This window comes from Anaeromyxobacter sp. Red801 (assembly GCF_049201065.2).
GTDB lineage: Bacteria > Myxococcota > Myxococcia > Myxococcales > Anaeromyxobacteraceae > Anaeromyxobacter.
The window spans coordinates 815,253-838,165 of sequence record NZ_CM181236.1 but is presented as its reverse complement, the minus strand read 5'-3'; the positions used below and the strand labels follow the sequence as shown (position 1 = coordinate 838,165).

18 protein-coding genes are annotated in these 22,913 nt (G+C 75.4%); 5 read left to right on the top strand and 13 right to left on the bottom strand.

Going from position 1 to position 22,913, the window contains the following annotated elements:
* Positions 1-98: 98 nt before the first annotated feature.
* Genes ACOQFB_RS03880 through ACOQFB_RS03865 form a run of 4 tightly spaced genes read right to left on the bottom strand, consistent with a single transcriptional unit; the run spans position 99 to position 4,188 of the window.
* Complete coding sequence (locus ACOQFB_RS03880; RefSeq protein WP_059439589.1) at positions 99-617, bottom strand: DUF4956 domain-containing protein; 519 nt, start codon at positions 615-617, stop codon at positions 99-101.
* Positions 605-2,290 (bottom strand): thymidylate kinase, encoded by a 1,686-nt coding sequence (locus ACOQFB_RS03875; RefSeq protein ID WP_421608688.1) that lies wholly within the window; start codon positions 2,288-2,290, stop codon positions 605-607. The genes ACOQFB_RS03880 and ACOQFB_RS03875 overlap by 13 nt, the downstream gene beginning before the upstream one ends.
* A gap of 4 nt (positions 2,291-2,294) precedes the next feature.
* Positions 2,295-2,966 (bottom strand): VTC domain-containing protein, encoded by a 672-nt coding sequence (locus ACOQFB_RS03870; protein WP_421608687.1) that lies wholly within the window; start codon positions 2,964-2,966, stop codon positions 2,295-2,297.
* Between the two features lies 1 nt (position 2,967).
* Positions 2,968-4,188 carry a putative porin gene (locus tag ACOQFB_RS03865; RefSeq protein ID WP_421608686.1) on the bottom strand — a complete coding sequence of 407 codons (1,221 nt, stop codon included), beginning with the start codon at positions 4,186-4,188 and terminating at the stop codon, positions 2,968-2,970.
* Between the two features lie 286 nt (positions 4,189-4,474).
* Here ACOQFB_RS03865 and ACOQFB_RS03860 point away from each other — a divergent pair, with 286 nt between their 5' ends.
* Both ACOQFB_RS03860 and ACOQFB_RS03855 read left to right on the top strand, forming a co-directional pair.
* Positions 4,475-5,809 (top strand): metallophosphoesterase, encoded by a 1,335-nt coding sequence (locus tag ACOQFB_RS03860; RefSeq protein ID WP_059439399.1) that lies wholly within the window; start codon positions 4,475-4,477, stop codon positions 5,807-5,809.
* A 117-nt stretch (positions 5,810-5,926) separates the two neighbouring features.
* On the top strand, positions 5,927-7,609 hold the full coding sequence (locus ACOQFB_RS03855; protein WP_059439398.1) for a CotH kinase family protein: 1,683 nt from the start codon (positions 5,927-5,929) through the stop codon (positions 7,607-7,609).
* A 52-nt stretch (positions 7,610-7,661) separates the two neighbouring features.
* Here ACOQFB_RS03855 and cglE read toward each other — a convergent pair whose 3' ends face one another.
* The 8 genes from cglE to ACOQFB_RS03815 form a co-directional block, all read right to left on the bottom strand.
* On the bottom strand, positions 7,662-8,132 hold the full coding sequence (gene cglE / locus ACOQFB_RS03850) for an adventurous gliding motility protein CglE (protein ID WP_494492455.1): 471 nt from the start codon (positions 8,130-8,132) through the stop codon (positions 7,662-7,664).
* 159 nt (positions 8,133-8,291) lie between these two features.
* Positions 8,292-10,325: an adventurous gliding motility protein GltG gene (gene gltG / locus ACOQFB_RS03845; RefSeq protein WP_421608685.1), complete on the bottom strand. Its 2,034-nt coding sequence runs from the start codon at positions 10,323-10,325 to the stop codon at positions 8,292-8,294.
* A 30-nt stretch (positions 10,326-10,355) separates the two neighbouring features.
* Positions 10,356-10,625, bottom strand: coding sequence for an adventurous gliding motility protein CglF (gene cglF / locus ACOQFB_RS03840; protein WP_059439616.1), 270 nt, complete (start codon positions 10,623-10,625; stop codon positions 10,356-10,358).
* Between the two features lie 89 nt (positions 10,626-10,714).
* Positions 10,715-12,076, bottom strand: a complete 1,362-nt coding sequence (gene gltE / locus ACOQFB_RS03835) for an adventurous gliding motility TPR repeat lipoprotein GltE (RefSeq protein ID WP_421608684.1) — start codon at positions 12,074-12,076, stop codon at positions 10,715-10,717.
* Positions 12,073-15,651 (bottom strand): tetratricopeptide repeat protein, encoded by a 3,579-nt coding sequence (locus ACOQFB_RS03830; protein ID WP_421608683.1) that lies wholly within the window; start codon positions 15,649-15,651, stop codon positions 12,073-12,075. Before ACOQFB_RS03830 ends, gltE begins: the two co-directional genes overlap by 4 nt.
* Positions 15,652-15,675: 24 nt before the next feature.
* The gene (gene gltC, locus ACOQFB_RS03825) at positions 15,676-17,418 is read right to left on the bottom strand and encodes an adventurous gliding motility protein GltC (protein WP_421608682.1); all 1,743 of its coding nucleotides are present in this window, start codon (positions 17,416-17,418) and stop codon (positions 15,676-15,678) included.
* Between the two features lie 6 nt (positions 17,419-17,424).
* Positions 17,425-18,210: an outer membrane beta-barrel domain-containing protein gene (locus ACOQFB_RS03820; protein WP_059439074.1), complete on the bottom strand. Its 786-nt coding sequence runs from the start codon at positions 18,208-18,210 to the stop codon at positions 17,425-17,427.
* Positions 18,207-19,025: an outer membrane beta-barrel domain-containing protein gene (locus ACOQFB_RS03815; protein WP_421608932.1), complete on the bottom strand. Its 819-nt coding sequence runs from the start codon at positions 19,023-19,025 to the stop codon at positions 18,207-18,209. The genes ACOQFB_RS03820 and ACOQFB_RS03815 overlap by 4 nt, the downstream gene beginning before the upstream one ends.
* A gap of 201 nt (positions 19,026-19,226) precedes the next feature.
* Here ACOQFB_RS03815 and cglC point away from each other — a divergent pair, with 201 nt between their 5' ends.
* Both cglC and ACOQFB_RS03805 read left to right on the top strand, forming a co-directional pair.
* Positions 19,227-19,646: an adventurous gliding motility lipoprotein CglC gene (gene cglC, locus ACOQFB_RS03810; protein ID WP_059439076.1), complete on the top strand. Its 420-nt coding sequence runs from the start codon at positions 19,227-19,229 to the stop codon at positions 19,644-19,646.
* Positions 19,643-20,101, top strand: a complete 459-nt coding sequence (locus ACOQFB_RS03805) for a DUF192 domain-containing protein (protein ID WP_059439077.1) — start codon at positions 19,643-19,645, stop codon at positions 20,099-20,101. Before cglC ends, ACOQFB_RS03805 begins: the two co-directional genes overlap by 4 nt.
* Before the next feature lie 119 nt (positions 20,102-20,220).
* Here the strand turns inward: ACOQFB_RS03805 and ACOQFB_RS03800 are convergent, their stop codons facing one another.
* Positions 20,221-20,586, bottom strand: a complete 366-nt coding sequence (locus ACOQFB_RS03800) for a TIGR02266 family protein (RefSeq protein WP_421608681.1) — start codon at positions 20,584-20,586, stop codon at positions 20,221-20,223.
* Between the two features lie 65 nt (positions 20,587-20,651).
* Here ACOQFB_RS03800 and ACOQFB_RS03795 point away from each other — a divergent pair, with 65 nt between their 5' ends.
* Positions 20,652-22,913 (top strand): type VI secretion system protein, encoded by a 2,262-nt coding sequence (locus ACOQFB_RS03795; protein ID WP_421608680.1) that lies wholly within the window; start codon positions 20,652-20,654, stop codon positions 22,911-22,913.

Below are 22,913 nucleotides of genomic sequence, written 5' to 3'. Positions count from 1 at the left end.
CGCGGCCGTGCACGCGCGGTGATCGCGGGCGGCCCGCGCGCGGCGCCGCGCGGCGCGCGCACGGCGCGGATAGCGCCCGATACCAGCCCGCGATCGCCTCACGGCGACTTCCGCGACGCGTCGGCGAGCCGCGGCGGCGCCACCTCGGCGGCCGGCGCGCCGGCGGCGCGCGCGGCCGCGTCCGCGTCCGCCGGCTCACCGGCGGGGAGCAGGTCGAGCGCCGCCAGCACCGCCGACGCCGCGAGCCCGGCGGTGAGCGCGAGGCCCAGCGTCCCGTGCCCGCACGCCATGCCCAGGCCGATGGTGAGGAACAGCACGGCCGCGTCGCGCGGGTCCTTCAGCCCGGAGCGGAACCGGACGAAGCTGCCCAGGCCCACCAGGCCGAACGCCTTCGCCACGCTGTCGCCGATCACCATGGTGATGATCGCCGCCGCGGCGCACAGCAGGATCTGCGCCTGCGCCATCTCCGGCCTCGGCAGCCGCCGGCCCATGAGCAGCCGCCAGGGCCGGAACCCGAGCGCCACGCCCACCGCCAGCGCCGCGCCGATGCGCGGGAGCACCGTGCCGAGCGGCAGCGTGTGCAGGTCGATCCCGGCGGGGAACGTCACGGGGTGCATGACGCCTCCACAGCGGCGGGCAGGCCCGGGGCCGGGCCCGGGGCGTGCGCGGCGAGCGCGAGGGCCGCGTGCGCGTTCCGCAGCACGGGCAGGCTCGCCGGCGCGGTCCGCAGCGCGGCCGCGACGATCTCCCGGCCGCGCGCGGTCGCGGCGAGGTGCCGGAGCGACGAGACGGCGGTGGCGGGCCAGCGCGCGACGCCCTCGGCCCGCAGCGCCCAGGCCAGCGGGTGGTCCATCCCGTCCACCGCGTCGAGCGCCTCCTTGGTCTCGGCGAGCGCGCGCTCGCGGAGCGGCCAGGTCCAGGGCGCGGCGTTGCCCGCCAGCGTGCGGAGCACGCGCTTCGGCGCGAGCGGGAACAGCCGCTCGCGGAGGGCGCGCGCCGGGCCGCTGTCCACCCCGGCCGTCCCGCGCAGCGCGGCGAGGCGGTCGTGCGCGGCCAGCGCGGTCCGCAGGGCGTCGGCGCGCGCGCCGTCCACGCCGGCCAGGCTGCGCCCCACCGCCTCCCAGAGCCCGCGCCCGATCCCGTCGGCCCGCAGCGCCCAGGCGCGCTCCGAGCCGAGCCCCGCCAGCCCGCGCAGCACGCCCTCCAGCTCGCCCCGGTCCAGCGCCTCCTCGCGGAGCGCCCACGCGTCCGCCCCGTCCGCCGCGACCAGCCCGGCCACCGCCGGCCCCGGCGCGCGCGCCAGCAGCGCGGCCCGGAGCCGCATCGCCTCGGGCGACGCGTCCGCGCCCAGGCCCGCCGCGACGTCGGCCGGGACCCGGCCCGCCAGCGCCCACCGCAGCGCGTGCGACTCCGGATCCGACAAGCCCTCGAGCGCGCGCGCCACCACGGCGGGGCAGCGGCCGGCGAGCGCCGCCCGCCGCGCGTGGGCGGCGCGGCCCGGGATGCCGGCGAGCAGGTGCGCCGCGAGCGCGGGCTCCCGCGCGGCGAGCGCATCCACCGCCGCCTCGAACCGCTCGGCGATCCCGGCGGGCCCGGGCAGGCGCGCCGGCGGCGGCGCGGGCGCGGGGCGCCGGCGCGGGGCGCGGCCCTCCGCGCGGGCCGCGATCGCCTCCGCGACCTCGTCCGCGAGCGCCTCGAGCGACCTCCCCTCGTTCGCGACCCGCAGCCAGGCGCGCGGCGCGGCGGCGGCCTCGGCGGCGAGGTGCTCGCGGATGCGGACCAGCAGGCCGTGGCCGGCGAGCCCCTTGCGCGAGCCCGGCTCGTCGGCGCGGCCCTCCAGGATCTTCCCCACGCGCTTGCGCAGCCGCGCCAGGTCCGGATCCACGTCCACCAGCACGGCGAGGTCGGGCCAGGTGCCGCCCGAGGCGGCGCGCACCGCCGCCTCCGCCTCGGCGCGCGGGAGGCCGCGGCCGGCGACGGCTAGGGCCAGGATCGAGTGCAGGCTCCGGTCGGCCACGCACAGCGCGCCGCGGGCCAGCGCGGGCCGCACCACCTCCTCGAGCTGCTGCGCCTCGCGGGCGAGGTTCAGGAACAGCTCGGCGCGCGGGGAGAGCTCGAGCAGGCGCGGGTCGCGCGTCAGCTCGCGGACGCGGCGGGCCGCGGCGGTGGCGAGGACGCCGCGCTCGCGCGCGTGGACCACCTCGCGCCCGCCGCGCCGGAGGCGCTCGCACACCAGGTTGGAGAGCGCGGTCTTGCCGCTGCCGTCGATGCCTTCGAAGGAGACGAGCATGAGGTCAGGCCCTGCGCGTGCGCGCCGGCGCGGCGCGCGCGAACGCCTCGGCGAGCTTGCTGTACGGCTGGGCCCGCTCGGTCACGAGCGCGACCAGCCAGCGCGGCGGCGCGCCCGCGCCGAGCTTCAGCTCGAGGACGGCGCGCGGCTCGGCGCCGGCCGGCGGCGGCAGCCCGTCCGGCCACGGCGGCGCGTCCGGGTCGAGCAGCGGCCAGCCGGCGGGGTGGAACCGGAGCCCGTCGTCGAGCGTGACGCGCCACCCCTCGCACGGCTGCCACACCCGCCGCCGGTACGAGGTCGCGACGAGCGGCGCGAGCGGGCCCGGCACCGGCAGCCGCGCCAGCGCGCCCGCCAGCGCGGCGCGCGGGATCCAGGTGCGGTCCTTGGTGGTGACCCCTCCCCGCTCGCGCTTCAGCTCCAGCACCACGCGCCCCGGCCGGCCCGAGCGGTCCGGGCAGTAGGCCTTGGCCCGCACCTTGACGCAGTCGCCGGGCGACTCGAGCGCCCGCAGCGCCAGGGGCGCACCGGGCGCGTCGAAGTAGACGGTCGCCACCCGGGTCGCGGGCGATCCCCCGGCGCCGAGCCGGGCGGCGACGTCCCGCGCCTCCCCGGGCGCGAGCAGCACCTTGTGCTCGCGCCGCAGCAGCGTCACCGGTCCCTCCGCGTAGGGCACCACGCTAGAACCTCGTCGCGAGCTGGACGGCGATCGCGTTGGCCGGCGCCTTTTCCCCCGGGCGGCGCGCCCGCTCTCCCTGCACCTTCAGCTTGAGCCCTTCCCCGAAGCCGAGCACCGCCCCGCCCACGGCGGACGAGCCGGTCCCCTGCGCGGGCGCGCGGAGCCGCAGCGCCTCCACCCCTGCCATCGGCGTCACGCGGAGCCGCTTCCCCACCGGGATGGTGTACTCGACCAGGCCGATACCGGCGGTGAAGGTGCCCTGCTCGATGCGACCCGTCAGCGCCTCCAGGCTCACCGCCAGGGGCCCCGCGTCGAGCGCGGCGAACGCGGAGCCCGCCTCGCGCCGGGGCGCGTCCGGGGCGGAGCGGCCGGCGCGGTAGCCGGCGGCGCCGAGCTCGAGCGCGCCGGCGAGCCGGACCGCGGCGCGGGCCACGTAGTCCTGGGGCGGCTTCTCGTCGCCGTTCGGCGTGCCCTGGAACACGCCCGCGGAGACCTCCAGCGCGCCGTCCCACGGCCGGACCGCGCCCACCGCGCCGACGCGCCGCCCGCCCAGCTCGTTCCGGTCCACGAGGTAGTCGTTCACCACGCCGCGGCCGATGCGCGGGAGCTTCCACGCGGAGACGTTCTCGCGCTCGAGGAACGGCGGCTTGAACCGGCCGGCGGTGAGCCGCGTGGCGGAGGGGCCGTCGAGGCGCACGAACGCGTCCTTGAGCGGCTTCGTGTCCGCGACGTCCGCCTCGATGACGGTGAGCAGGCCCGGCATGCTCCCGCGCACCTCGATGCGGGCGCGGTCGAGCGCCACGTCGCGCTTCCACCCGTCGCGCGCGTCCGCCGCGCCGCCGACGAACACCTGCCCGCCCACCTCGATCTGCAGCCCCTCGCGACGGGCGCGGATCGGCTCCGCCACCGGGCTCGCGGGCGGCGCCACGGGCGCGGGGGGCGCCGTCCTCGGCGGCGGCCCGGGCGCGGCGGGCAACGGCGCCGTGCGCACCACCTCCACGCGCGCCGTCCGCGCCGGCGCGCCGGCCGGCGGGTGGCCGACCTCGCGGACGCTCGCCGGCCCGGGCGCCCCCGCGCTCGCCGCCGCCGGATCCGGCTGGCCGGCGAGCGGGCTGCCGGCGGCCGGGACGGCGAGCGCCTCCTCCTCCGCCTGTGCCACGGCCGGCGCGGCGTCCGCCTCCACGCCGAGCGCGGCGCCAGGGGTGGTGAGCAGGAGCAGCAACGGTAGCGCACGGTGCGAGGGTCGGTCGGCGAGCACGCGGGGCCGCGGTGCAACGGCGGTGCCCGCACATCCGCGCCCACGCTCCCCCGCTCCCGCGGCGCCCGCACGTCGCCTCCCGCGGAAGCGCGCTTCCCACCTGCGGCGCCGGAGCGCCACGCGCTCGGCACGCGATCGCCGCGCCCGCGCCCGCGCCGGGATGGCCCGGCGCCCCGCGCGTGTTCAGACGGGCTGACCCCCTCGACACGCCGACCTGCGGCGCGCGCCCCCGGGCGCACGGAGACGCCACATGCGCTCGATCACCCGCCTGCTCCTCGCGCTCGCCGCGCTGCCCTCGGCGGCGCTCGCCGCGAGCGTCACGCGCGGCCCCTTCCTCCAGCAGACCGGCCCGTCCTCCGCGCTGGTGGTGGTGGACACCGACGCCGCCGCGGCGGTGGAGGCCGTCGCGGACCTCCCGGGCGGCGGCACGGCGCGCGCCGCGAGCGACGGCACGCACCACCTGCTCCGCCTCGAGGGGCTGCCCGCGGCGAGCGCGATCCCGTACCGGCTCACGGTGGACGGCGCCGAGCGGCCGGGCGGCACGCTCCACACGCCGGGCCGGCCGGACACCGCCGCCGGCCGCGCCGCGATCCTCGCGGTCGTCGGCGACTACGGCACCGGCGATCCCGCCGAGCTGAACCACATCGCGCGCATCCGGGAGGAGGGCGCGCAGGCGATCCTCACCGTGGGCGACAACGCCTACCCGGACGCCACCGCCGCCGACTTCCTCTCCAAGCTGTTCCGCCCGATGGCGGCGCTCCTCGCGGACGTGACGATGTGGCCGGCGCCCGGCGACCACGAGTACCGGCAGCCCTGGGCGCAGCCGTACCTCGACGCCTTCGAGCTGCCGGAGGGGCCGCAGGGTGAGCGCTACTACGCGTTCGACTGGGGCGACGTGCACGTGGCGGCGCTGGACTCGAACTGCATCGTCCCGATGGACGCGGCGACCGCCGGCTGCGACGCGAAGACGATGGTCGGCTGGCTCACCGCCGACCTCGCGGCCACCCGCGCCCCGTGGAAGATCGTCCTCATCCACCGGCCCGTGGTCGCGACCGGCAAGTACGGCGTGTACCCGCAGATCCCGGCGGCGCTGCTCGGGGTGCTGGAGGGAGCCGGGGTGGACCTGGTGCTCCAGGGCCACAACCACCTCTACGAGCGGAGCTGGCCGACGCGGCAGGGGCAGCCGGTGCAGAAGGACTACGACCACCCCGCCGCGCCGGTGTACGTCACGAGCGGCGGCGCGGGCGGCTGGCTGTACGACTTCGTGCTCCCCGCCGAGCCCTGGACCGCCTACCGCGAGAAGATCGATCAGCACCTCCGCCTCACGCTCGACGGCGGCACGCTGAAGGTGGACTCGATCCGCGGCGACGGCGTGGTCCACGACACCTTCACGATCGTGAAGGACGTCCCGGCGCTGCCCGCGCAGCCGCCGGGCGGGGACGACGGCACGGGCGGCACCCCCGGCGCGCCGCCGCCGAACGGCGCGGTGGCGGTCGGCTGCCAGGCCGCCGCCGGCTCGGGCTGGGCGCTGCTCGCGCCGCTGGCGGTGGTTGCCGCCGCCGCGCTGCGCCGCCGCCGCCGCTAGGCCGCCCGCACGCACCCCCGGCGCCCGCCCGCGCGTCCGGCGACGGCGGGCAGGCACGGTGGGTGATCACCCGCGCGCCCGCTTCCCGGCGCGTCGCCCGCTGCGCTGCATGTGGTCATGCGACGCACGTTCGCGGCCGCCCGCCTGCTGATCCCGATCCTGCTGCTCGCCTGCACCGGGGGCGCGCCCCTCCCCGACGGCTCGCTCGGCGGCCAGCCGGGCGGCGGCCCGGGCCCGGGCGGCGGGGGCGGGGGCGGTGGCGGTGGCGGTGGCAACGGCGGGGTCGTGAACCCGGACGCGCCGCTCGGCGCGCCGGCGTGGCCTCCGCTGCAGACGAGCGTCGAGCCCTACGCGCTCGCGTTCGACGACGCGACCGCGGCCATCGTCTACACGATGTGGAGCAAGGAGTACGCGCCGGGCCGGTTCCACTACCACGGCGCCTGGTGGGACGTGACGCTCCGGCAGCGCGGCGACGGCTCGCGCGAGCACCCCAAGCACAGCTGGAAGGTCCGCCGCCCCAAGGACGCGCCGCTCGACGGCGAGCGCACGCGCAACCTGCTCGCCGAGTGGCCCGACGGCGGGTACCTGTCCGATCCGTTCTCCTACGCGCTCATGATGGGCGCCGGCGTGCCCACGCCGCGGGCCCGGTTCGTGACGCTCGACGTGAACGGCGAGCACCAGGGCGTGTACGTCGAGGTCGAGGAGCCGGACGAGAAGCACTTCCTCCTGGAGAACGGCATCGACCCGAACGCGAACGTCTACCGCTGCGGGCTGCGCGACTGCGAGCTGAAGCTCACCCCGCCCGCCCACTACCAGGGGCCGTGGGAGAAGAAGACGAACTCGAGCGAGCCCTCCGACGACCTCGACGCGTTCCTGGTCGGGCTGAGCCGGACGCCCGAGGGCGAGATCGAGGCGTGGCTGGAGCGGCACGTGGACCTGCCCCGGTTCTTCCGCTTCTACGCGGTGGGCATCCTCATCAGCCTCTCCGGCATCGACGACTCCGGCAGCTACCTCGTGCACGACCGCGTGCGCGACAGGTGGCTGTGGGTCCCGTGGGATCTCAACAACGCGAAGCTGGTGTTCTGGCGCGACAACGCGGTGGAGTGGGGCGTGCCGTTCCGCTACGCCATCCCGTTCTACACGCTGTACGACGCGGGCACCCTCGGCGTCGCGGCGGGCAAGGAGGCGCGCTACGGCGGCGCGCACCCGCCGTTCGTGGTGCTGTTCCAGCGCATCTGGGACCGGCCGGCGCTGCGGAACCGCATCCTCGACGAGGTGGAGGCGATGCTCGACGGCCCGTTCGCCGAGGCCGAGACGTCGCCGCGCATCGAGGGGCTTCACGCGCTCATCGCCGGGCTGCTCCCGGCGGATCCCTGGGTGGACCCGGCGCACGCGGACGCGTCGGTGCAGGTGCTGAAGGACTACGTCCGGCGCCGGACCGGGTTCCTGCGCGAGCAGATCGCGCTCGAGCGCCACCGCGGTGAGGGCGGCCTGGTCGTGAACGCCGTCGCGCCGGACGCGATCGAGCTCTACAACCGCGAGGACACGCCGCGCGACCTGGGCGGCCTCGCCATCACCGGCGACCTCCGCCAGCGGCTCGCGACGCCGCTGCCCGCCGGCACGGTGGTGCCGCCGCACGGGACGCTGCGGCTCCCGTTCCCGGTGGCGGCCGAGGGCGGCGAGGTGGGGATCTTCGACGTCGCCACGCAGCTGCCGGTGGACGCGGTCTACTACGGGCCGCCCGGCGGGCGGACCTACGCGCGCACGCCGGACGGCGCGGAGACCTGGGGCTGGCGGTGAGGGGGGAGCCGGGGCGGGCGCGCGGCGAGGACCGCGCGCGCCCGCCGCGGGATCAGAACGTGTAGCGGACCGTCGGGTAGACCGCGAACCCGCTCGCCTTCGCCTTCGTCGCGTAGACGTAGTCGGCGGCGAGGCCCACCGAGAAGTGGCGCAGGCGCGTGAAGTACTCGATGCCGGGGCCGCCCTGCACCACGACGTCGTTCGTGCTGAACAGGCCCTCGGGCCAGCTCTTCGCGTAGCCGCCGCGGCCGTGCACGTACAGGAAGAAGCGCTCCCAGTCGTTGCGGTCGGTCCAGCCGAGCAGCGCCACGCGCGCGTCGAGGCCGCCCGCGAACAGGCTGAACGCGCCGTAGTTCGAGCTGCCCTTCTGGTTGCCGCCCTGGCCGTAGATGGCGAGCGAGAGCCGGTTGCCGAAGTCCATGCCCAGCGTGAGCCCGACCATCAGGCCGCCGGCCGAGCCGCCCGCCTTGCCGGCGTACGGGTACTTCGCCGGGTCCTCGGTGGGCGTGTCGGTGAAGGCCATGTAGCCGGCCTCCATGCCGACGAAGAGGCCGCGCTCGACGTCGCGGAAGCGGGCGGCGCGCGGGTCCTCCTGCAGCCGGGCGCGGACTCCTGTGCGCCGGCGAGGAGCGGCGCGGTGAGCGCCAGGATGGCGAGGATGTTCTTCACGGAGATGTCCCTCCTATTCGCCGCCGGCGGACCGGAGGATCCAGGGATAGGTGATGACGGCGATGCCGCCGCCCTTGGGCTTGGGGAACTGCCAGCTGGTGATGCGGCTCATCATGCAGTCGTGGACCTTGGCGTCCTCGAGCGTGGTCGCGCCGGAGTCCACCTGCGGGCTGGTGGCGCTGCCGTCCGCCTGGATGATCCACTTGATCGACACCTTGCCCGCGAGGCGCGGGTTGATGGCGAGCTGCTGCTCGTAGCAGTAGCGGATCTGCGCGGCGTGGTCCTGGATGACCTTGCGGACCAGCTCCTTGTCGATGGAGCCCATCACCTGCGCGGCGCCGGTGCCGATGCTGATGTCGCGGTCGCCCTTCTTGCCGAGGCCGCCGACGCCGGTGCCGTAGGTGCCGAGCCCGCCGCCGCGGCCCTTGGTGCCGACCGCGCCGATGCCGATGGTCTCGCCGGAGCCGCCGCCGCCCGAGCCGGAGCCGCGGATGCCCAGGCCGCCCAGGCCCTGCGCGTCCCCGACCACCGGGCCGAACATGTTGCCGACCGCGCCCTTCAGGTCGCCGCCCAGGCCGCCGGAGCCGAACACGGTGGAGAGGCCGCCGCCGCCGCGCCCGAGCGCGCCGAGCAGGCCGGTGCTCTTCACGATGTCCTTGGCGTTCGGGTCGATGGCGCGCGGCGCGGACCGGGCGTTCGACTTGGGCGCGTCCCGCTTGCCCATCTTGCCCTCGTCGCCCTTGTGCTTCTCGGCCATCTCGCCCGGATCGTCCTTCTGCGTGCCGCCGGCGAGCTTCTCCGGCTTCTTCGGCTTCGCCTCGGGCGGCTTGATGATGAACTTCGCCATCCGCGAGGGGTTCTTGAACAGGTCGTCGGCGAGGACGTCGGTGTCGTACGGGAAGTTGTTGGCCGCGACGATGAACCCGGACTGGATGAAGAACAGCACCAGGAACAGGTTGAGCAGCCGGTAGTTGATGCGGTCCCAGAACGGCACCGGCTTCACCGGCTCCGGCTTCTTCGGGCGCGCCTCGATGGCGAGGCGGCTGCCGACCTCGGCGCGGACCGCGCCGGCGCGCGGCACCGGGATCCAGTAGGCGCCCTTCACCTTCTCGTCGCTGGCGGCCTTGCGCGACTTCACCAGCTCGCCGAAGGCGGTGCGCTGCCCCCGCTCGTCCACCACCCCGGTCATCCCGGAGCCGAACGCGAACTTGTAGTCGCCGTCCTCGAAGCGGAGCATCGGGAACTCGGCGAGCGGCAGCCCCTCGACGCGCAGGCTGCACTTCTCGCCGTCGCCCACCAGCACCGGCTGCTTCGGCCGAACGAAGGTGGCGGCGTCGAGCAGCGTGTCGCCCCAGAGCACGCGCAGCTCGACCCCGAGGTCGGCGGCCGCGGAGAGGTCCTCGGCGGCGCTCTCGGCGGGCCGGAGCGCGGCGCGGCGGCGCGGCTCGGCGGGCCGGCGCGGGGCCGGCGCGGGGGCCGCGGCGGGCTCGGGCTCCGGCTGCGGGGCCGGGGCGGGCGCGGCGGCGACCGCGGCGGCGCCGGCCGCGGCGACGAGCGGCGCGGCCGCGAGCGGTGCGGACGCGAGCGGTGCGGCGACGGGCGCGGGCAGCTCGGCGTGCGGGTGCCCGTGGCCGTTCACGCCGTTGCCGTTCACCTTGGCCGGGCGGGCCGCCGCGGGCGCGGCGACCGCGTGGTTCACCGCCTCGACCGCGGGAACGGCGGCGAGCACCGGCGCGGGCGCCTCGGCCGCGGCGCCCTCCACCACGATGAGCAGGCCGCCCAGCGTGATCTGGTCCCCGGCGCGCAGCGCGCCGCGGCTGACCTTCTTGCCGTTGACGAAGGTCCCCTCGGCGCTGCCCATGTCGATGATGGAGATGGCGCCGTCCGGCGAGACCTCGATCACCGAGTGGATGCGCGAGACCTTCTCGTCGTCGAGCACGAGGTGCGCCGACGCGAGGCGTCCGATCTTGATGATCTCGCGGCTGAACTGCTCGCTTCGCACGAGCTCGTTGCCGCGGAACACCTTGAGGGTGATGGGGGTGGCCATGGTCTCCCGGGTGGTCGCCTTGGGTGACGGCTACAGGTCGCCGGATGCCTGCATCACCTTGTCGCGCCAGTCCTCGCGGATCTTGATGAGGTTGGAGTGGTCCACCTTCTGGCGCGACTCCACGTACTCGCCGTCGGGCCGCTTCAGGTCGCCCTCGATGGTGTCGTCCTCGAAGTTGATCACCGTCTTCTTCTCGTACTCGACCTTGCCCTGAGGCTGCTGGGCCGCCCCCTGGCCCTTCGACTGGGCGGATGCCGCGAGCGGAACGCCGAGCACCAGCATGAGCAGAAGCATTCGCATCTTCGAACCCCGATTCTCGTTGGCCGAGGCTATCACCGCGGCCGGTGGTGCAAGTAGCAACGCCTGTGCTCCGGAACCGACCTCGACGCTCACCGTGACGGGTTCGGGGGCGATGTGGGAGCGGCACCTCCGCCCGCACCGGTGCCCGGCTCCGCCGGCTCGCCCTTCCCCGCCCCCGCCCCTGCCCCGGCGGCGGCAGGCGCGACCGCGGGCGCGGTCGCCGCGGCCTTGCGCGCGGCGGCCTCCGCCGCCTTGCGCTCCGCCTCCCGCTGCATCTCCTTCGCGGCCTCCTGCGCCCGCCGGTTCTCGGCCACGATCTGCTCGCACTCCCGCTGGAGCTTGAGCGCCGGCGAGTCGGCGGCCGCCACCGGCCCCACCATCCGGCCGTAGGCGCGGAGCTCCTCCAGCGCCGGCTCGCACTCGTTCTTCACCCGCATGAACAGCACGCCGCGGGCGAGGTGCACCTCGGGCAGCGCGTCGCCGGATGCCTCCTGCGCCCGCGCGTACGCCGCCAGCGCCTCGTCCGGCTTGTCCAGGTGCCGCTTCGCGACGCCCAGCGCGAGCCAGGCGGGCGCGCTCTTCGGATCCGCGCGCACCATGGCCTGGGCGTGCTCCGCCACCACCGGCCAGCGGCGACCCTTCACGGCGGCGTCGAGCAGCGCGCGGCGGGCCGGCAGGAAGCCGTCGTCGAGGGCGAGCGCCTTGCGCCACTGCACCGCCGCGGCCTCGACCTCGCCCTGCTTCGCCAGCACCTCGCCGGCGAGGAACGGCAGCTCCGGCTCGGACGGCGCGAGCTTCTGCGCGCGCAGCAGGATGAGCTGCGCCACGTCCAGGTTGCCGCGCTGCAGGGAGACCCGCGCCATCACCATGTACGCGCCCACCGAGCGCGGGTCGCGCAGCAGGGCCTCGCGGGCCAGCCGCCAGGCCTCGTCGAGCTGCCCGGCGTTGCGGTACATCGCCGCGAGCCGCTCGCGCGCGCGGGCGTCCTCGGGGAAGTCGCGCACCACCGCCGCGTAGATCGACTGCGCGCCGGCCAGGTCGCCCTGCTTCTCGAGCAGCACGCCCAGGTTGACGGCCGCCTGGCGCAGGCCCGGCTTCGCGGCGAGCGCCTTCTGGTACTCGGCCCGCGCCTCGTCCACGCGCCCCTGCGCCTCGAGCGCGACGCCCAGGTTGTGCCGCGCCTCGGCGACCTCGCCCGCGTCGAGGACCGCGCGCCACTTGCGCTCGAGGACCGCCCAGTCGGTGGGCACCTTGAGCCGGCGCTGGTCCTCCTGCGCCTGGACGGCCTCGGAGTAGAGCCGCTGCGAGCGGGCCGAGAGCGCCTCGGCCGCGTCGGCGGGGAGCCCCGCGGGGCGGGCGCCGGACGCCGGCGCCGGGGCGCTCGCGCGCGAGCCGGCGCAGCCGGCGGCGGCGAGCAGGAGCAGCAGGGAGGCGGTGCGCGCGGTGGTCACGGCAGGAGGTCCTCGTCCTCGTCGCCGCCCTTCTTGCGGCGGGGGAGCTGCGGCTCGGCGTCGGCGCGGCCGGCGCGGGCGTCGGCGGGCTCGGCGGCGCCGCGCCCGGTGCGCGGATCGGCGGGCTCCGCCGCGGCGCTGCGGGCGCCGACGGGCTGCAGGCGGAGCGCGGGCAGCGGCGCCTCGGCGGCGCGGGGCGCGCCGGCCGCGGGGCGGGCCTGCACCGGCTGGATCTCGGCCAGGATGCCGTAGCCCTTCGGCGCCTCGGCGAGCGGCGGCGCCGGGACGGGCGGGACGACCTCGGCCGCCGCGGCGCCGGCGGCGTGGTCCGGCTTCGCCTTCGCGAGCTGGGCCGAGGCGTCGCGGGCGCAGGCGTTCACCACGCCGTAGTCGCGCGAGGCGTTCGCGGCGAGCTCGAAGCCCTCCACCGCCTTGCGCTCCAGCGGCTCGGAGGCCTGCGTGAGCTGGGCCCGGTACTCCTCCACGAACGCCTTGTTGCCGCGGATCTCGCGCGGGATGGGCGCGGCGTGGAGCGCGCGGGCGAAGCGCTCGTAGCCGAGGCCGATCTTGTAGAGCGCGCAGATGGCGGGCCCGGCCTGCTTCAGCTTCACGACCTCGCCGTAGGCGTCCTCGAGCTGCTTCAGCTTGCGCCCCTTCACCTGCAGCTGCGCCTTCAGGTAGTTCGGCGCCACGTCGAGCGTGATCTTGTCGTACTTCGCGAAGTCGTCCTCGAGCTCGAGGTACATCGCCTGCGCCACCAGGCCGAGCCCGCGCTCCTTCACCTTGTCGCGGTTCCGCTTCCAGTAGGCGTAGCCGGCCTGGTACGTGCGCTGCGCGGCCGCGCCGTTGCCGGACTTCTCCTGGATGGCGGCGATGCGCTGCTGCGCGTCCATCCAGTCCTCCGGGTCGCGGGCGTACTTCAGCTGGAACTCCTCCAGCTGGCGCAGCTCGCGGCTGGCCTGGCCCTGCTTTCCGTAGAGGTCGGCGAGCGAGCGGAACATCCGCCGCGCGTCCGGCCCGTTCGGCCACGTGTCGAGGTAGGCCCGGGTGGCGGCCTCCGCCTTCGCCCACTCGCGCAGGCCGGCGCGGAACACCGCCGCGTTCACGATGGCGTCGTTCGCCTTCTTCTCCTCGTACACGGCGGGCGGGCCGGCCGGCGCCTCGGCCGCGGCGGCGGCCTTGCCGCGCGCCTTGCCCCTGGCCTTCGCGGCGGGCGGCGGCTCGCGCCGGCTGGCGGCGCGCCAGGCCTGGAAGTAGCGCTCGTAGTGGTCCGCGGCGCGCCCGAAGTCCGCCACCGCCTCGTAGGCCTCGGCGTTGTCGTAGAGCGACTTCGGCGCGAGCTGGTGCGTCGGGTAGCGCTGCAGGAACTGCTCGCGGATCTCCATCGCGCGGTCGAGCCGGTGCGCGCGGACGTAGTCCACCGACGCGTTGTAGTACGCGGTGGGGGCGAGGCGGGACGCCGGCCAGTCGCGCGCGAAGGCGAGGTACTGCTCGGCCGCGCCCACGAAGTCCTGGGCCTTCTCCTTCTCCTCGATCACCTTGAACGCGCTCTGCTCGATGACGCGGGAGAGGTCGTCCTTGAGCTGCGGGTGCGCGGCGATGAGCGCGCGGTTGTCGTAGAACCGCTTCGCCCAGCCGTTCACGTTGCGCCAGTCGCCGAGCAGGTTGTAGGCGTCCAGCACCAGGTTCGCGGAGTAGCCGGCCAGCTCGTGCTGCGGGTGGTCGAGCGCGATGCGCGTGAACAGGTCGCTCGCCTCGCCGAACGCGTTGTGGCGGTAGTGCAGGTTCGCGAGCTTGTACGCGATCTCCACCCACTTCTCGCCCTTCGGCTGGTACTCGAGGTACCGCTGGCACGCCTCGGCCAGCTTCTGCCGCTGCGGCGCCATGGGGAGCTTCTTCCTCGGGTCCGAGGGCTGGCGCTTCTCGGTCTCGTCGAGCTTCTTCGCCACGAGGTCGTAGGCGAACACCGCGTTCTCGAGCGCGTCCTTGAAGAACTTGCCCGGCTTCGGCGCCGGCTGCCCGGCCTGCGGCTTCGCCTTGAGCGCCTGGACGTCCACGAGCGCCACGCGCTCGTACTCCGCGCCGGCGGCCTCGAACTCGGCCAGCGCGTAGAGCAGCTCGGCGTGGAAGAACCGCATCTCGTAGGCGGGCGGCTCGCCCGGGAAGACGTCGAGGTAGTCCTTGTAGACCGCGGCGGCGAAGCCGGCGACCGGGTCGTCGCGCGTCTTCTTCCACTCGTTGTGGTACTGCACCGCCAGGATGCGCAGGGTGGCCTCGGCGTCGCGCCGCGCCTCCTTCAGCACCTTCTCGTTCTTCGGGTCCTTGCCCTCGGCCGACGCCTCGATGTCGCGGAGCATCCGCACGAAGACGTGCGCCTGGGCCACCGCCGCGTCCTTGCGGCCCATGCGGCCGGCGCAGGTGACGATGCGCGACTGGAAGAACGGCGCCTCGACCGAGAGCGGCTTCTCCTGGATCATGCGGTGGTAGACCAGCACCGCGTCGCGATCCTTGCCCTCGTCGAAGTACAGGCCGGCCAGGGACTTCAGCATGTCCCACCAGCCGGTCTGCCCGCCGACGCGGCGGAAGTCGTCCCAGGCGCCCTCGGCCGAGCCGACGTGGCTGTAGGTGCGGACGTAGTCCTTCCGCGCCTCCTTCACCAGCGCGAGCTTGCGGTCGGCGGGCACCGTGCTGGTGGGCATCTCCCCGAAGAAGATCACCCCGCGGAACAGCTCCAGCGCCTCGCTCCAGTTGCCGAGGTTGTAGTGGACCCAGCCCTGCTTGTAGAGCGCGTAGCCGTAGACCGAGCTCTCCTGGTACTCGGCGGCCTTCCGGTACGACTCGAGCGCCTTGCGCAGGTTGCCGTTGCGGTCGTTCTTGTTGGCCCGGTCGAAGTAGTACTCGCCGAAGGCCATCCACGCGTCGGGCACGTAGCGCGAGCTCGGGAACTTCTGGATGAGCGCGCGGTAAGCCTTCAGCGCGTCGGGGTCGTTGCGGTCGCGGCGGGAGAGGTTCTCGCCGAGGAAGTAGAGGACCTCGTCCAGCCGCGGGTAGTTCGGGTAGCGCGAGATGATGGCCTTGTAGAGCGCCACCGCCTGCTCCTGCAGCCGCCGCGACTGCTGGTCGAGCCCCTTCTTCTCGTCCTGGAGCCGGCCGACCTCGGCCGGGTTGGAGGTGCCGATCTCGATGATGCGGTCGTCGCGGCGGTTCGCCTCGAAGAAGAAGTACTGCGACTCCTCCCAGAGCAGCTCGGCCAGCCGGAAGTACCACTGCGGCGTCTCGGTGGCCGACCCGCCGCCGAGCTGGATGAGCTGCTGGAGGCTGGCGATCTCCTCGCGGCGCTTGGCCGAGATGTCCACCTCGACCTTCTTGCGGAACGTCTCGAAGTCCAGCTTCGGGCCGCCCGGCTCGGACGCCTTCTTGGCGGCCTGCAGGCTCCCGCCCAGCGACGCGTCGGGCGCGACCTGGCGCTTCTGGCCGAGGTCCGCCTCCTTGGGCTGCGGGCGCGGATCCGCGGCGCGCGCGGGACCGGCCGCGAGCGCCACCACCACGGCGCCGAGGGCGAGAGCACGGGTCATGCTTCGGTCTCTCCTGGTGAAGCCCTACTTCGAGGCGGTGCCGGGCCGCGAGAGGCGGTCCTTGCAGCCGCGGGTGAGCGTGTACGAGTACGTGCCGAGCTCGTCGCGCCAGAACTCGCCCTCGTACGGCCAGTACAGGTGCTCGTCGGACACGGCCGAGGAGTACTTCAGGTCCTTCACCACCTCGACCTGGCTGCCGCGGGCCAGCGAGCCCTCCAGCGCCTCGCGCTCCTTGCGCGAGACCTCGATCTTGATGCGGAGCGCCTGGGCCAGCAGCGAGCGGAGCTGGTCGCGCTCCCACTCGAGCTTGGCGCGGGTGCGCGCCCCGGCCTCCTCGACCAGCGTGACCTTCTCGGCCCGGAGCTGGTCGCCCAGCCGCTTGGCCAGGGCCGACTGGCGGAACTCGGAGCGCCGCCCGCCGATGCCGCGGTCCATCTCGTCCTCGACCTCCGCGACGCTCTGGGCGAGCTGGCGGACGTTCTGGTCGGTGAACGCGAGCTTCATGATGCGGCGCGGGAGGGCGCCGCCGCGCGCGTCGGTGTCGAGCAGGTCGTAGTAGGCCGCCGGCGGCCGCTGCGCGGCGGTGGTCTTCACGAGCTCGTCGTAGACCGGCTGGTACAGCCCGGCGAACGTCTCGAGCACGCGGCGCGCCTCGGGGTAGCGGCAGTTCTCGTAGTAGACGATCGACTTCAGGACGTACGACTCCGGGAAGTACTCGTCCTTGAAGTACGGCGACTGCAGCGTCAGCAGGTTGCCGAGCGTCTTCTCGTAGTCGCCGATGCGGTAGTGGGCGTACGACGCCTCCCACAGCCCCTCGAGCCAGCTCTCGCCGCCCCACGGCATCTTCCCGTAGTAGAAGATCGCGTAGCGGTTCTGCCGGTTCTGGTAGTGGATGCGCGCGAGCTGCAGGAACGCGAGCTCGCGGAGCTGCGGGTCGGAGGCCCGCCCGCGCTTCGGGTTCGTCAGGCGGACCACCTGCTTGAAGGCCTCGGACGCGCCGACGTCGTCGCCGGAGGCGTAGAGCACCAGGCCGTCCACGAACCGCGCCTTCGCGTACACGTCGCCCTGCTCGTTCGACGGGGCGTCGCCCTTCGGCGCCGCGGCGCCGGCCTGCTCGCGCACCAGCGACACCAGCCGGCGCGCCTCGCCCCAGGCGCCGCGCGCCTCGTCGGCGCGCCCGGCGTCGGCGAGCGCGCGGCCGCGCTCGAACTCGTACTTGGCGAGCAGGAAGTGGAAGCGGTCCTCGAAGCCGGGCGGGAACGAGTCGCGGGCGTGCTTCGCCACGCGGGACAGCAGCGGCTGCTCGTTCTTGAGCTTGTTGCCCGCGTAGAACAGCCACTCCATCGAGGAGCCGTAGAAGCGCGAGCCGCCCGGCCCCTTCGCCAGGATCTCGTCGAAGGTGGCGAGCGCCGAGTGGAGCAGGCCCATGCGCGCGAGCGCCTTGCCGAGCTGGTACCGCGCCTCGTCGTGCGCGACGGCCAGCGCCGGCTCGCGCAGGATCTGGTCGAACGCGAGGGCCGCCGTCTCGGTGGCCTTCTCGTCGAGGAGCCGCTTGGCGGCGTCGAGCCGCGCCTTCGCCTCGGCGGCGGGCGCGGTCTTGCCGAGCTCGAGCGCGGGGAGCGAGAGCGACTCGTCGCGCTTCTGCGCGGCGGGAGGGGCCGGCTTCTTGTCCGGCGCGGTGAGATCGATGCCGAGCTGCGCCTCGGCCGCGGGAGCGGCGGCGAGGGCGGCGACGGCGAGGAGGATCTTGGAGGTGGCGCGCGCCATGGTGGCCTAGTGCCCCGCCCGGTTGTGGAACGGGAAGAAGAACGACAACCCGATCTCGGTGAACAGCTGGTTCTGGATGTCGTCCCGGGCCGCGCCGCCCTCCTGCCAGTTGGGCACCGGGACCGAGTAGATGTAGTCCTTGAACTCGAGCCGGGCGGCGATCCACTCGGCGAAGAACACGCGGAAGCCGAGCCCCACGTGGCCGCCGAAGGTGCTCTTCGTGCCGGGCTTCCCGCCCGAGACCGCGAGCGCCTCCGCCTGCGTGGCCGACAGCACCTCCTCGTAGGAGATCCAGTCGGCACCGGCGATCACCGAGAGGTCGAAGTGCGCGACGCGCTCCGCGAACACGTTGAGCTTGCCGTAGACCGGCGACCAGCCCACCTCCAGGCCCGTGACCATCTTGAGGTTGCCGGGCACCTGGTACAGCTGCGTGTCGGCGGCGTCCTGGCAGCCGCCGTTCGAGGGGCACACCACCGCGGACCCGGTCCGGGTGGAGCTGCCCGCCGCCACGGCCGCGCCCACGTAGAGCCACTCCGCCGGGTGATAGCCGAGCTTCAGGCCGCCCCAGCGCTTCGCGTAGAACGCGTCGTTGAGCGAGAGGTTGCCGGTCAGCGAGAGCTCGAAGCGTCCGGCCTTCTGGAAGAGCGCGCCGGAGACCGGCGGGATCTTGCCGGCGAAGGCGTCGGACTTGCTCTGCGCCCGCGCCGCGAGCGGCGCCAGCAGGAGCGCCAGCGCGAGCGCGGCGAGCGCCCGTGCGGCGAGGGATCGGATCGTCAGGCCGTCGGTCGTCATGGGTGGACGTACTCGAACGTCGTCGGGAAGAAGAACGAGAAGCCCACGTTCGCGGTGAACACCTTCTGCAGCGTGCTCGGGACCGAGGCGACGGGCTGGTCGGGGTAGAGCGTCGCGAGCAGGCCGAGCTCGAACGCCATCCACTCCCGCGGGTAGAAGCGGACGCCGCCGCCGAGGTCGGTGGCCAGGTGCGGCCCCTCGTTGCGCGGCGCGACGCTGGTCGCGGTCCACACCGCGCCGAACCCGGCGGTCAGGAACAGGTCGAAGTGGATGATGCTCTGGTTGAGGAAGGCCGCCTTGCCGTAGATCGGCGACCACACCCCGGCCAGCATCGCCTGCCCGTACAGATCGGACGTGAGGAGCTGGCTCTGGAAGGCGAGCTTCCCCTCGCGCACGTTGTCGGTGCGCAGCGAGGTGCCGCAGCCCCAGTCCTCGCGGTAGCAGGCGCCGCGCAGCGCGATGGCGAAGGAGTCGTGCACGCTGTACGCGAGCCGCAGGCCGACGCCGAGCTTCTGGTAGAACGCGTCGTTCACCGTGGCCGAGAACATCGGCGCGATCTCGAAGCGCCCGCGCTTCATGAACCCCTTGCGCTGGACGGCCTTCACCTTGTCGCCGAGCGCCACGTCCTTCTCGGAGAAGGGCAGCACCGGCGCCGGCTCGGCCTTCGCCGCGCCCTGGGAGGGCGGTGGCGTGGCCGGCTTGGGTGGCGGAAGGTCATCCGTGCGCACCGGGTCCGCGTCCTTCGCGGGCGGAGGTGGCTGGCTCAGATCGAGCCCTGGAAGGTCCTGGGCGGCCCCGGACAGCGGGACCACCACGACGAGCAACCAGGCATATGCGAGATGTTTTCTCATTCGATGGCGTCCCACGTACACGGGGCATCCTAGCCAAAGCAAATGGGAGGAGCAACGGAGCGTACCGCGCAGAAATGCGTGATTCTGTGCGCCTGTAGGCGCTTGTAGCGGGTCGAGAGCCTTCCTTGTCGAGCCGCGAGGTGCGTGCTAACGATTCCCACAATCATGCGTCCCCAGGTCATCCGATTGATCGCCGCGCTCGCCTCCGTCGCCGCGCTCAGCGCCTGCCAGAACCCGAACGTCGGAGAGCGCTGCAAGCTCTCGTGGGGGAGCGGCGAACCGCCGAGCCCGCAGACCGCGTCGGGCGACTACTTCGAGTCCGGCAACATCGGCTGCGAGGACCTCATCTGCATCGTCTCGCCGGCCCCCGCGGGCTCCAAGTACGGCGGCTGCTCCGGCGATTCGTGCGGATATTGCTCGAAGCCGTGCGTCTCCGACCAGGACTGCTACAAGTCCGAGACCGGCCTGGTCTGCGACCAGGTGGTGCTCGACCCGGCGTTCCTCGCCAGCCTCGACGAGACGACCCGCCAGCGCTACCTGGGCGAGACGCAGTACTCGTCCTACTGCGTCGTCCCGCGGCAGTGAGCGGCGCGCGGGCCGTGCTCCTGCTCGCCGCCGCGCTGGCGTGTGCCTCTCCCAAGGCACCCGAGCCGGCGCGCCCCGCCCCGCGCGTCATCGTCGAGACCGCCGCGGGCGCGAGCCACGCGGTGCGGGTCGAGGTCGCGCGCGACGAGGCCTCACGCACGCGCGGCCTCATGGAGCGGTCCTCGCTCGCCGCGGACGCCGGCATGCTGTTCGTGTTCGACGAGAGCGACGTCCACACGTTCTGGATGCGCAACACGCTCATCCCCCTCGACATGATCTTCGTCGACGACGCCGGCCGCGTGGTGGGCGTGGTGGAGCGGGCCGAGCCCCTCACCCTGTCGCCGCGCGACGTGGGCGTGCCGAGCCGCTACGTGCTCGAGGTGAACGGCGGCTGGGCCGCGGCGCACGGCGTGAAGGCCGGCGACCGGGTGCGGTTCGAGAACGTGCTGTATTGAGGACCGGCCCGGTCGAGCGCCCCCCGCCCGCCCTTCGACGGGCTCAGGGCGAGCGGAGCTCTCGGGCCTGGATCCGCTCATGGTGAGCCCGTCGAACCATGAGCGTTTCCCACCGGCGCCTAGCCCTTCCTCAGCAGCCGCTTCGCCAGCAGCGGCCCGAGGCTCTCGGACATCAGGCGCTCCACCGTGCCCTCGAAGTCGGCGCGGAGGCGCGCGTCGGACCAGACGAAGCGGATGCCCATCCCCGCCTCCTCGCCCTGCGCGCTCGCGTGCACCACCTCGCCGTTCAGCTCGAACGCGGCCGGGCGCCCCGGCACCGCGAGCCGGAACACGAAGCGCGTCCCCACCGGAAGGGTCTTCCGGGTCTTGATGAACGTGCCGCCCTTCGAGATGTTCTTCGTGTAGTCGGCGAAGAAGCTGTTCAGCTTCTTGTAGTCGACCTTCAGCTCGATGGGCGCGCGCGCGTGCTCGCGGTTCTCCGGCATCGCGCGCCATGTTATCCCGGGGCTGGCGCGGCCGATAGCTGCGGCGCCGATATCGGCGGGACGCGATGCTCGATCTCCTCCAGGCGCTGGTCCGGCGGCGCGCCGTGCGCGGCGCCGCGGCGCTGCTCGCCGCGCTCGGGCTGGCGAGCGGCTCGCTCCCGCTGCTCGACGCGCCGGGATACGAGCTGGCCGAGGCCGGCGCGCTGCTCGCGGCGCTCGCCCTCGGTCCCTGGCTCGGGTTCGCCGCCGCCCGCGAGGCCCGGGCCCGCCCGTCCCCGTCGCCCGCGGCCGCCGCGGCCGCGGCGGGGGCGATCGCCGCCGCGCTGCTCGCGCTGCTCTTCGCGGGCGCCCTCGTCCGCGCCGCGCTCGGACCGTGCAGCGCCTTCGCCGCCGCCGGCTTCTTCCCGCTGCTCGCCCTCCCGTCGGCGCTGCTCGCGGCCGCCCTGGGCGCCGCGGCCGCCTTCCTCGCCCGCGGCCGCCCCGGCCCGGCGGCGGCCCTGTACGCGCTCGCGGTGCTGGCCGCGCTGGGCGCGGCGCTCCGGGGCGCGTACGCCGGCCCGGCCGCGTTCGCCTGGAGCCCGCTGCTCGGCGCCTGGCCCGGGCCGCTCTACGACGAGGCGCTCCGGGTGGACGGGCGGGTGGTGCTGGGCGCCCTCGACGCCACCGCGCTCGCGGTCGCGGTGGCCGCCGCGGCCGAGCTCGCGCTCGGCCCCCGCCGCGCGCGACGCCGGCTGGCCGGGGTCCTGCTCGCGCTCGCCGGCGCGGCCGGCGCGGTCGCCGCCGCGCGGGGCGCCCGCGCCGCGCTCGGGCTGGACGGCTCGCGCGAGACGGTGGCGCGCGCGCTGGGCGGCGTCCGCGAGGGGCCGCGCTGCACGCTGGTGCTCCCCTCGGAGAAGCCCGAGGCGGCCGCGGCCGAGCTGCTGGCGGAGTGCGAGCTCCACGTGGCCGAGGTGGCTGGCGCGCTCGGGGTCGAGCGGCCGCCGCGGGTGACGGTGTACGTCTACCGGAGCGCCGAGGAGAAGCGGCGCCTGGTGGGCGCGGCCGGCACCGACTTCACCAAGCCCTGGCGCGCCGAGATCCACCTGGGCGACGCGCCGCTCCCGCACCCGGTCCTGCGCCACGAGGTGGTCCACGCCGTCGCCTCGGCGCTCGCGCCCGGCCCGCTGCGCGTCCCGGCCCGGGCCGGGGTGCTGGTGTCGGCGGGCCTGGTGGAGGGGCTGGCGGTGGCGCTGGAGGTGCCGCGCGGCGCCTGGACGGTGCACGAGTGGTCCCGAGCCGCGCGCGATCAGGGGCGGCTCCCGGAGCTCCCGGCCATCGTGGGCCCGGGCGGCTTCTGGACGCAGGCGCCGGCGCGCGCGTACACCGCGGCCGGGAGCTTCCTCGCGTTCCTGCTCGCGCGCCACGGCCCGGCGCCGGTGGCGCGCGCCTACGCCACCGGCGACGTCGCCGCCGCGCTGGGCCGCCCGCTGCCGGCGCTGGTGGAGGAGTGGCAGCGCTTCCTCGACGGCGTGACGGTGCCCGAGGGGCTCCGGCGCGAGGCCGAGGCGCGGCTGGCGCGCGGGAGCCTGTTCGCGCGGCGCTGCGCGCGCGAGGCGGCGGCGCTGGAGTCGGGCGCCGGCGCCGCGGCCGCCGCCGGGCGGACCGGGGAGGCCTGCGACCTGTACCGCCGCGCCGGCGCGCTGACCGGCTCGCCCTGGGCGGCGAAGGCGCGCGGCGACGCGCTGGCGCGCGGCGGCGACCTCGCGGGCGCGCTCGCCGCGTACGCGGAGGCGCGGGCCCGGGGCGAGGGCCAGGGCGCGCTCGAGGGCGCGCTCGACGCCGCCGAGGCCGACGTCCGCTGGCGGCAGGGCGACGCCGCCGCGGCCGCGGCCGGCTGGGCGGAGGCGCTCGCGGCGGGCCCGGACCGCGGCGAGGCCCGGCTCCTCTCGGCCAAGCTGGCGGCGCTGCGCGACCCGTGGCTCGCCCCCGCCGCGCTGCCGTACCTGCTCGGCCTCGGCGACGCGACGCTCGCGCTGGCCCGCACCGCGGCCGTGGACGCGCCGCTCGCGGCCTACCTGGTCGGGCGCGCGCACTGGATCCGCGGCGAGGCGGCGCCGGCGGCGGCCCTGCTCGCCCGCGCCGCCGCGGGCGGCCTCCCGCCCGCGCTCGAGGCCGAGGCGCGCGCGGCCGGCGGCGAGGCGGCCTGCGCCGCCGGCGAGCGCGAGGAGGGGGAGCGGGCGCTCCGCGCGGCGCTGGCGCGGGCGGCCGGCGACGCGGAGCGGGAGCGCCTCGAGGCGGGGCTGCGCCGCTGCGCGTTCGAGGCCGGGGCCAGGCCCGGGGCGCGCTGA

Coding starts and splice junctions, on each gene's coding strand:
- ACOQFB_RS03855 (WP_059439398.1), top strand. CDS start 5,927: ATGCGACGCACGTTCGCGGCCGCCCGCCTGCTGATCCCGATCCTGCTG.
- cglC (WP_059439076.1), top strand. CDS start 19,227: ATGCGTCCCCAGGTCATCCGATTGATCGCCGCGCTCGCCTCCGTCGCC.
- ACOQFB_RS03830 (WP_421608683.1), bottom strand. CDS start 15,651: ATGACCCGTGCTCTCGCCCTCGGCGCCGTGGTGGTGGCGCTCGCGGCC.
- cglF (WP_059439616.1), bottom strand. CDS start 10,625: ATGCGAATGCTTCTGCTCATGCTGGTGCTCGGCGTTCCGCTCGCGGCA.
- ACOQFB_RS03860 (WP_059439399.1), top strand. CDS start 4,475: ATGCGCTCGATCACCCGCCTGCTCCTCGCGCTCGCCGCGCTGCCCTCG.
- gltG (WP_421608685.1), bottom strand. CDS start 10,325: ATGGCCACCCCCATCACCCTCAAGGTGTTCCGCGGCAACGAGCTCGTG.
- ACOQFB_RS03795 (WP_421608680.1), top strand. CDS start 20,652: ATGCTCGATCTCCTCCAGGCGCTGGTCCGGCGGCGCGCCGTGCGCGGC.
- ACOQFB_RS03875 (WP_421608688.1), bottom strand. CDS start 2,290: ATGCTCGTCTCCTTCGAAGGCATCGACGGCAGCGGCAAGACCGCGCTC.
- ACOQFB_RS03820 (WP_059439074.1), bottom strand. CDS start 18,210: ATGACGACCGACGGCCTGACGATCCGATCCCTCGCCGCACGGGCGCTC.
- cglE (WP_494492455.1), bottom strand. CDS start 8,132: ATGGCCTTCACCGACACGCCCACCGAGGACCCGGCGAAGTACCCGTAC.
- gltC (WP_421608682.1), bottom strand. CDS start 17,418: ATGGCGCGCGCCACCTCCAAGATCCTCCTCGCCGTCGCCGCCCTCGCC.
- ACOQFB_RS03800 (WP_421608681.1), bottom strand. CDS start 20,586: ATGCCGGAGAACCGCGAGCACGCGCGCGCGCCCATCGAGCTGAAGGTC.
- ACOQFB_RS03880 (WP_059439589.1), bottom strand. CDS start 617: ATGCACCCCGTGACGTTCCCCGCCGGGATCGACCTGCACACGCTGCCG.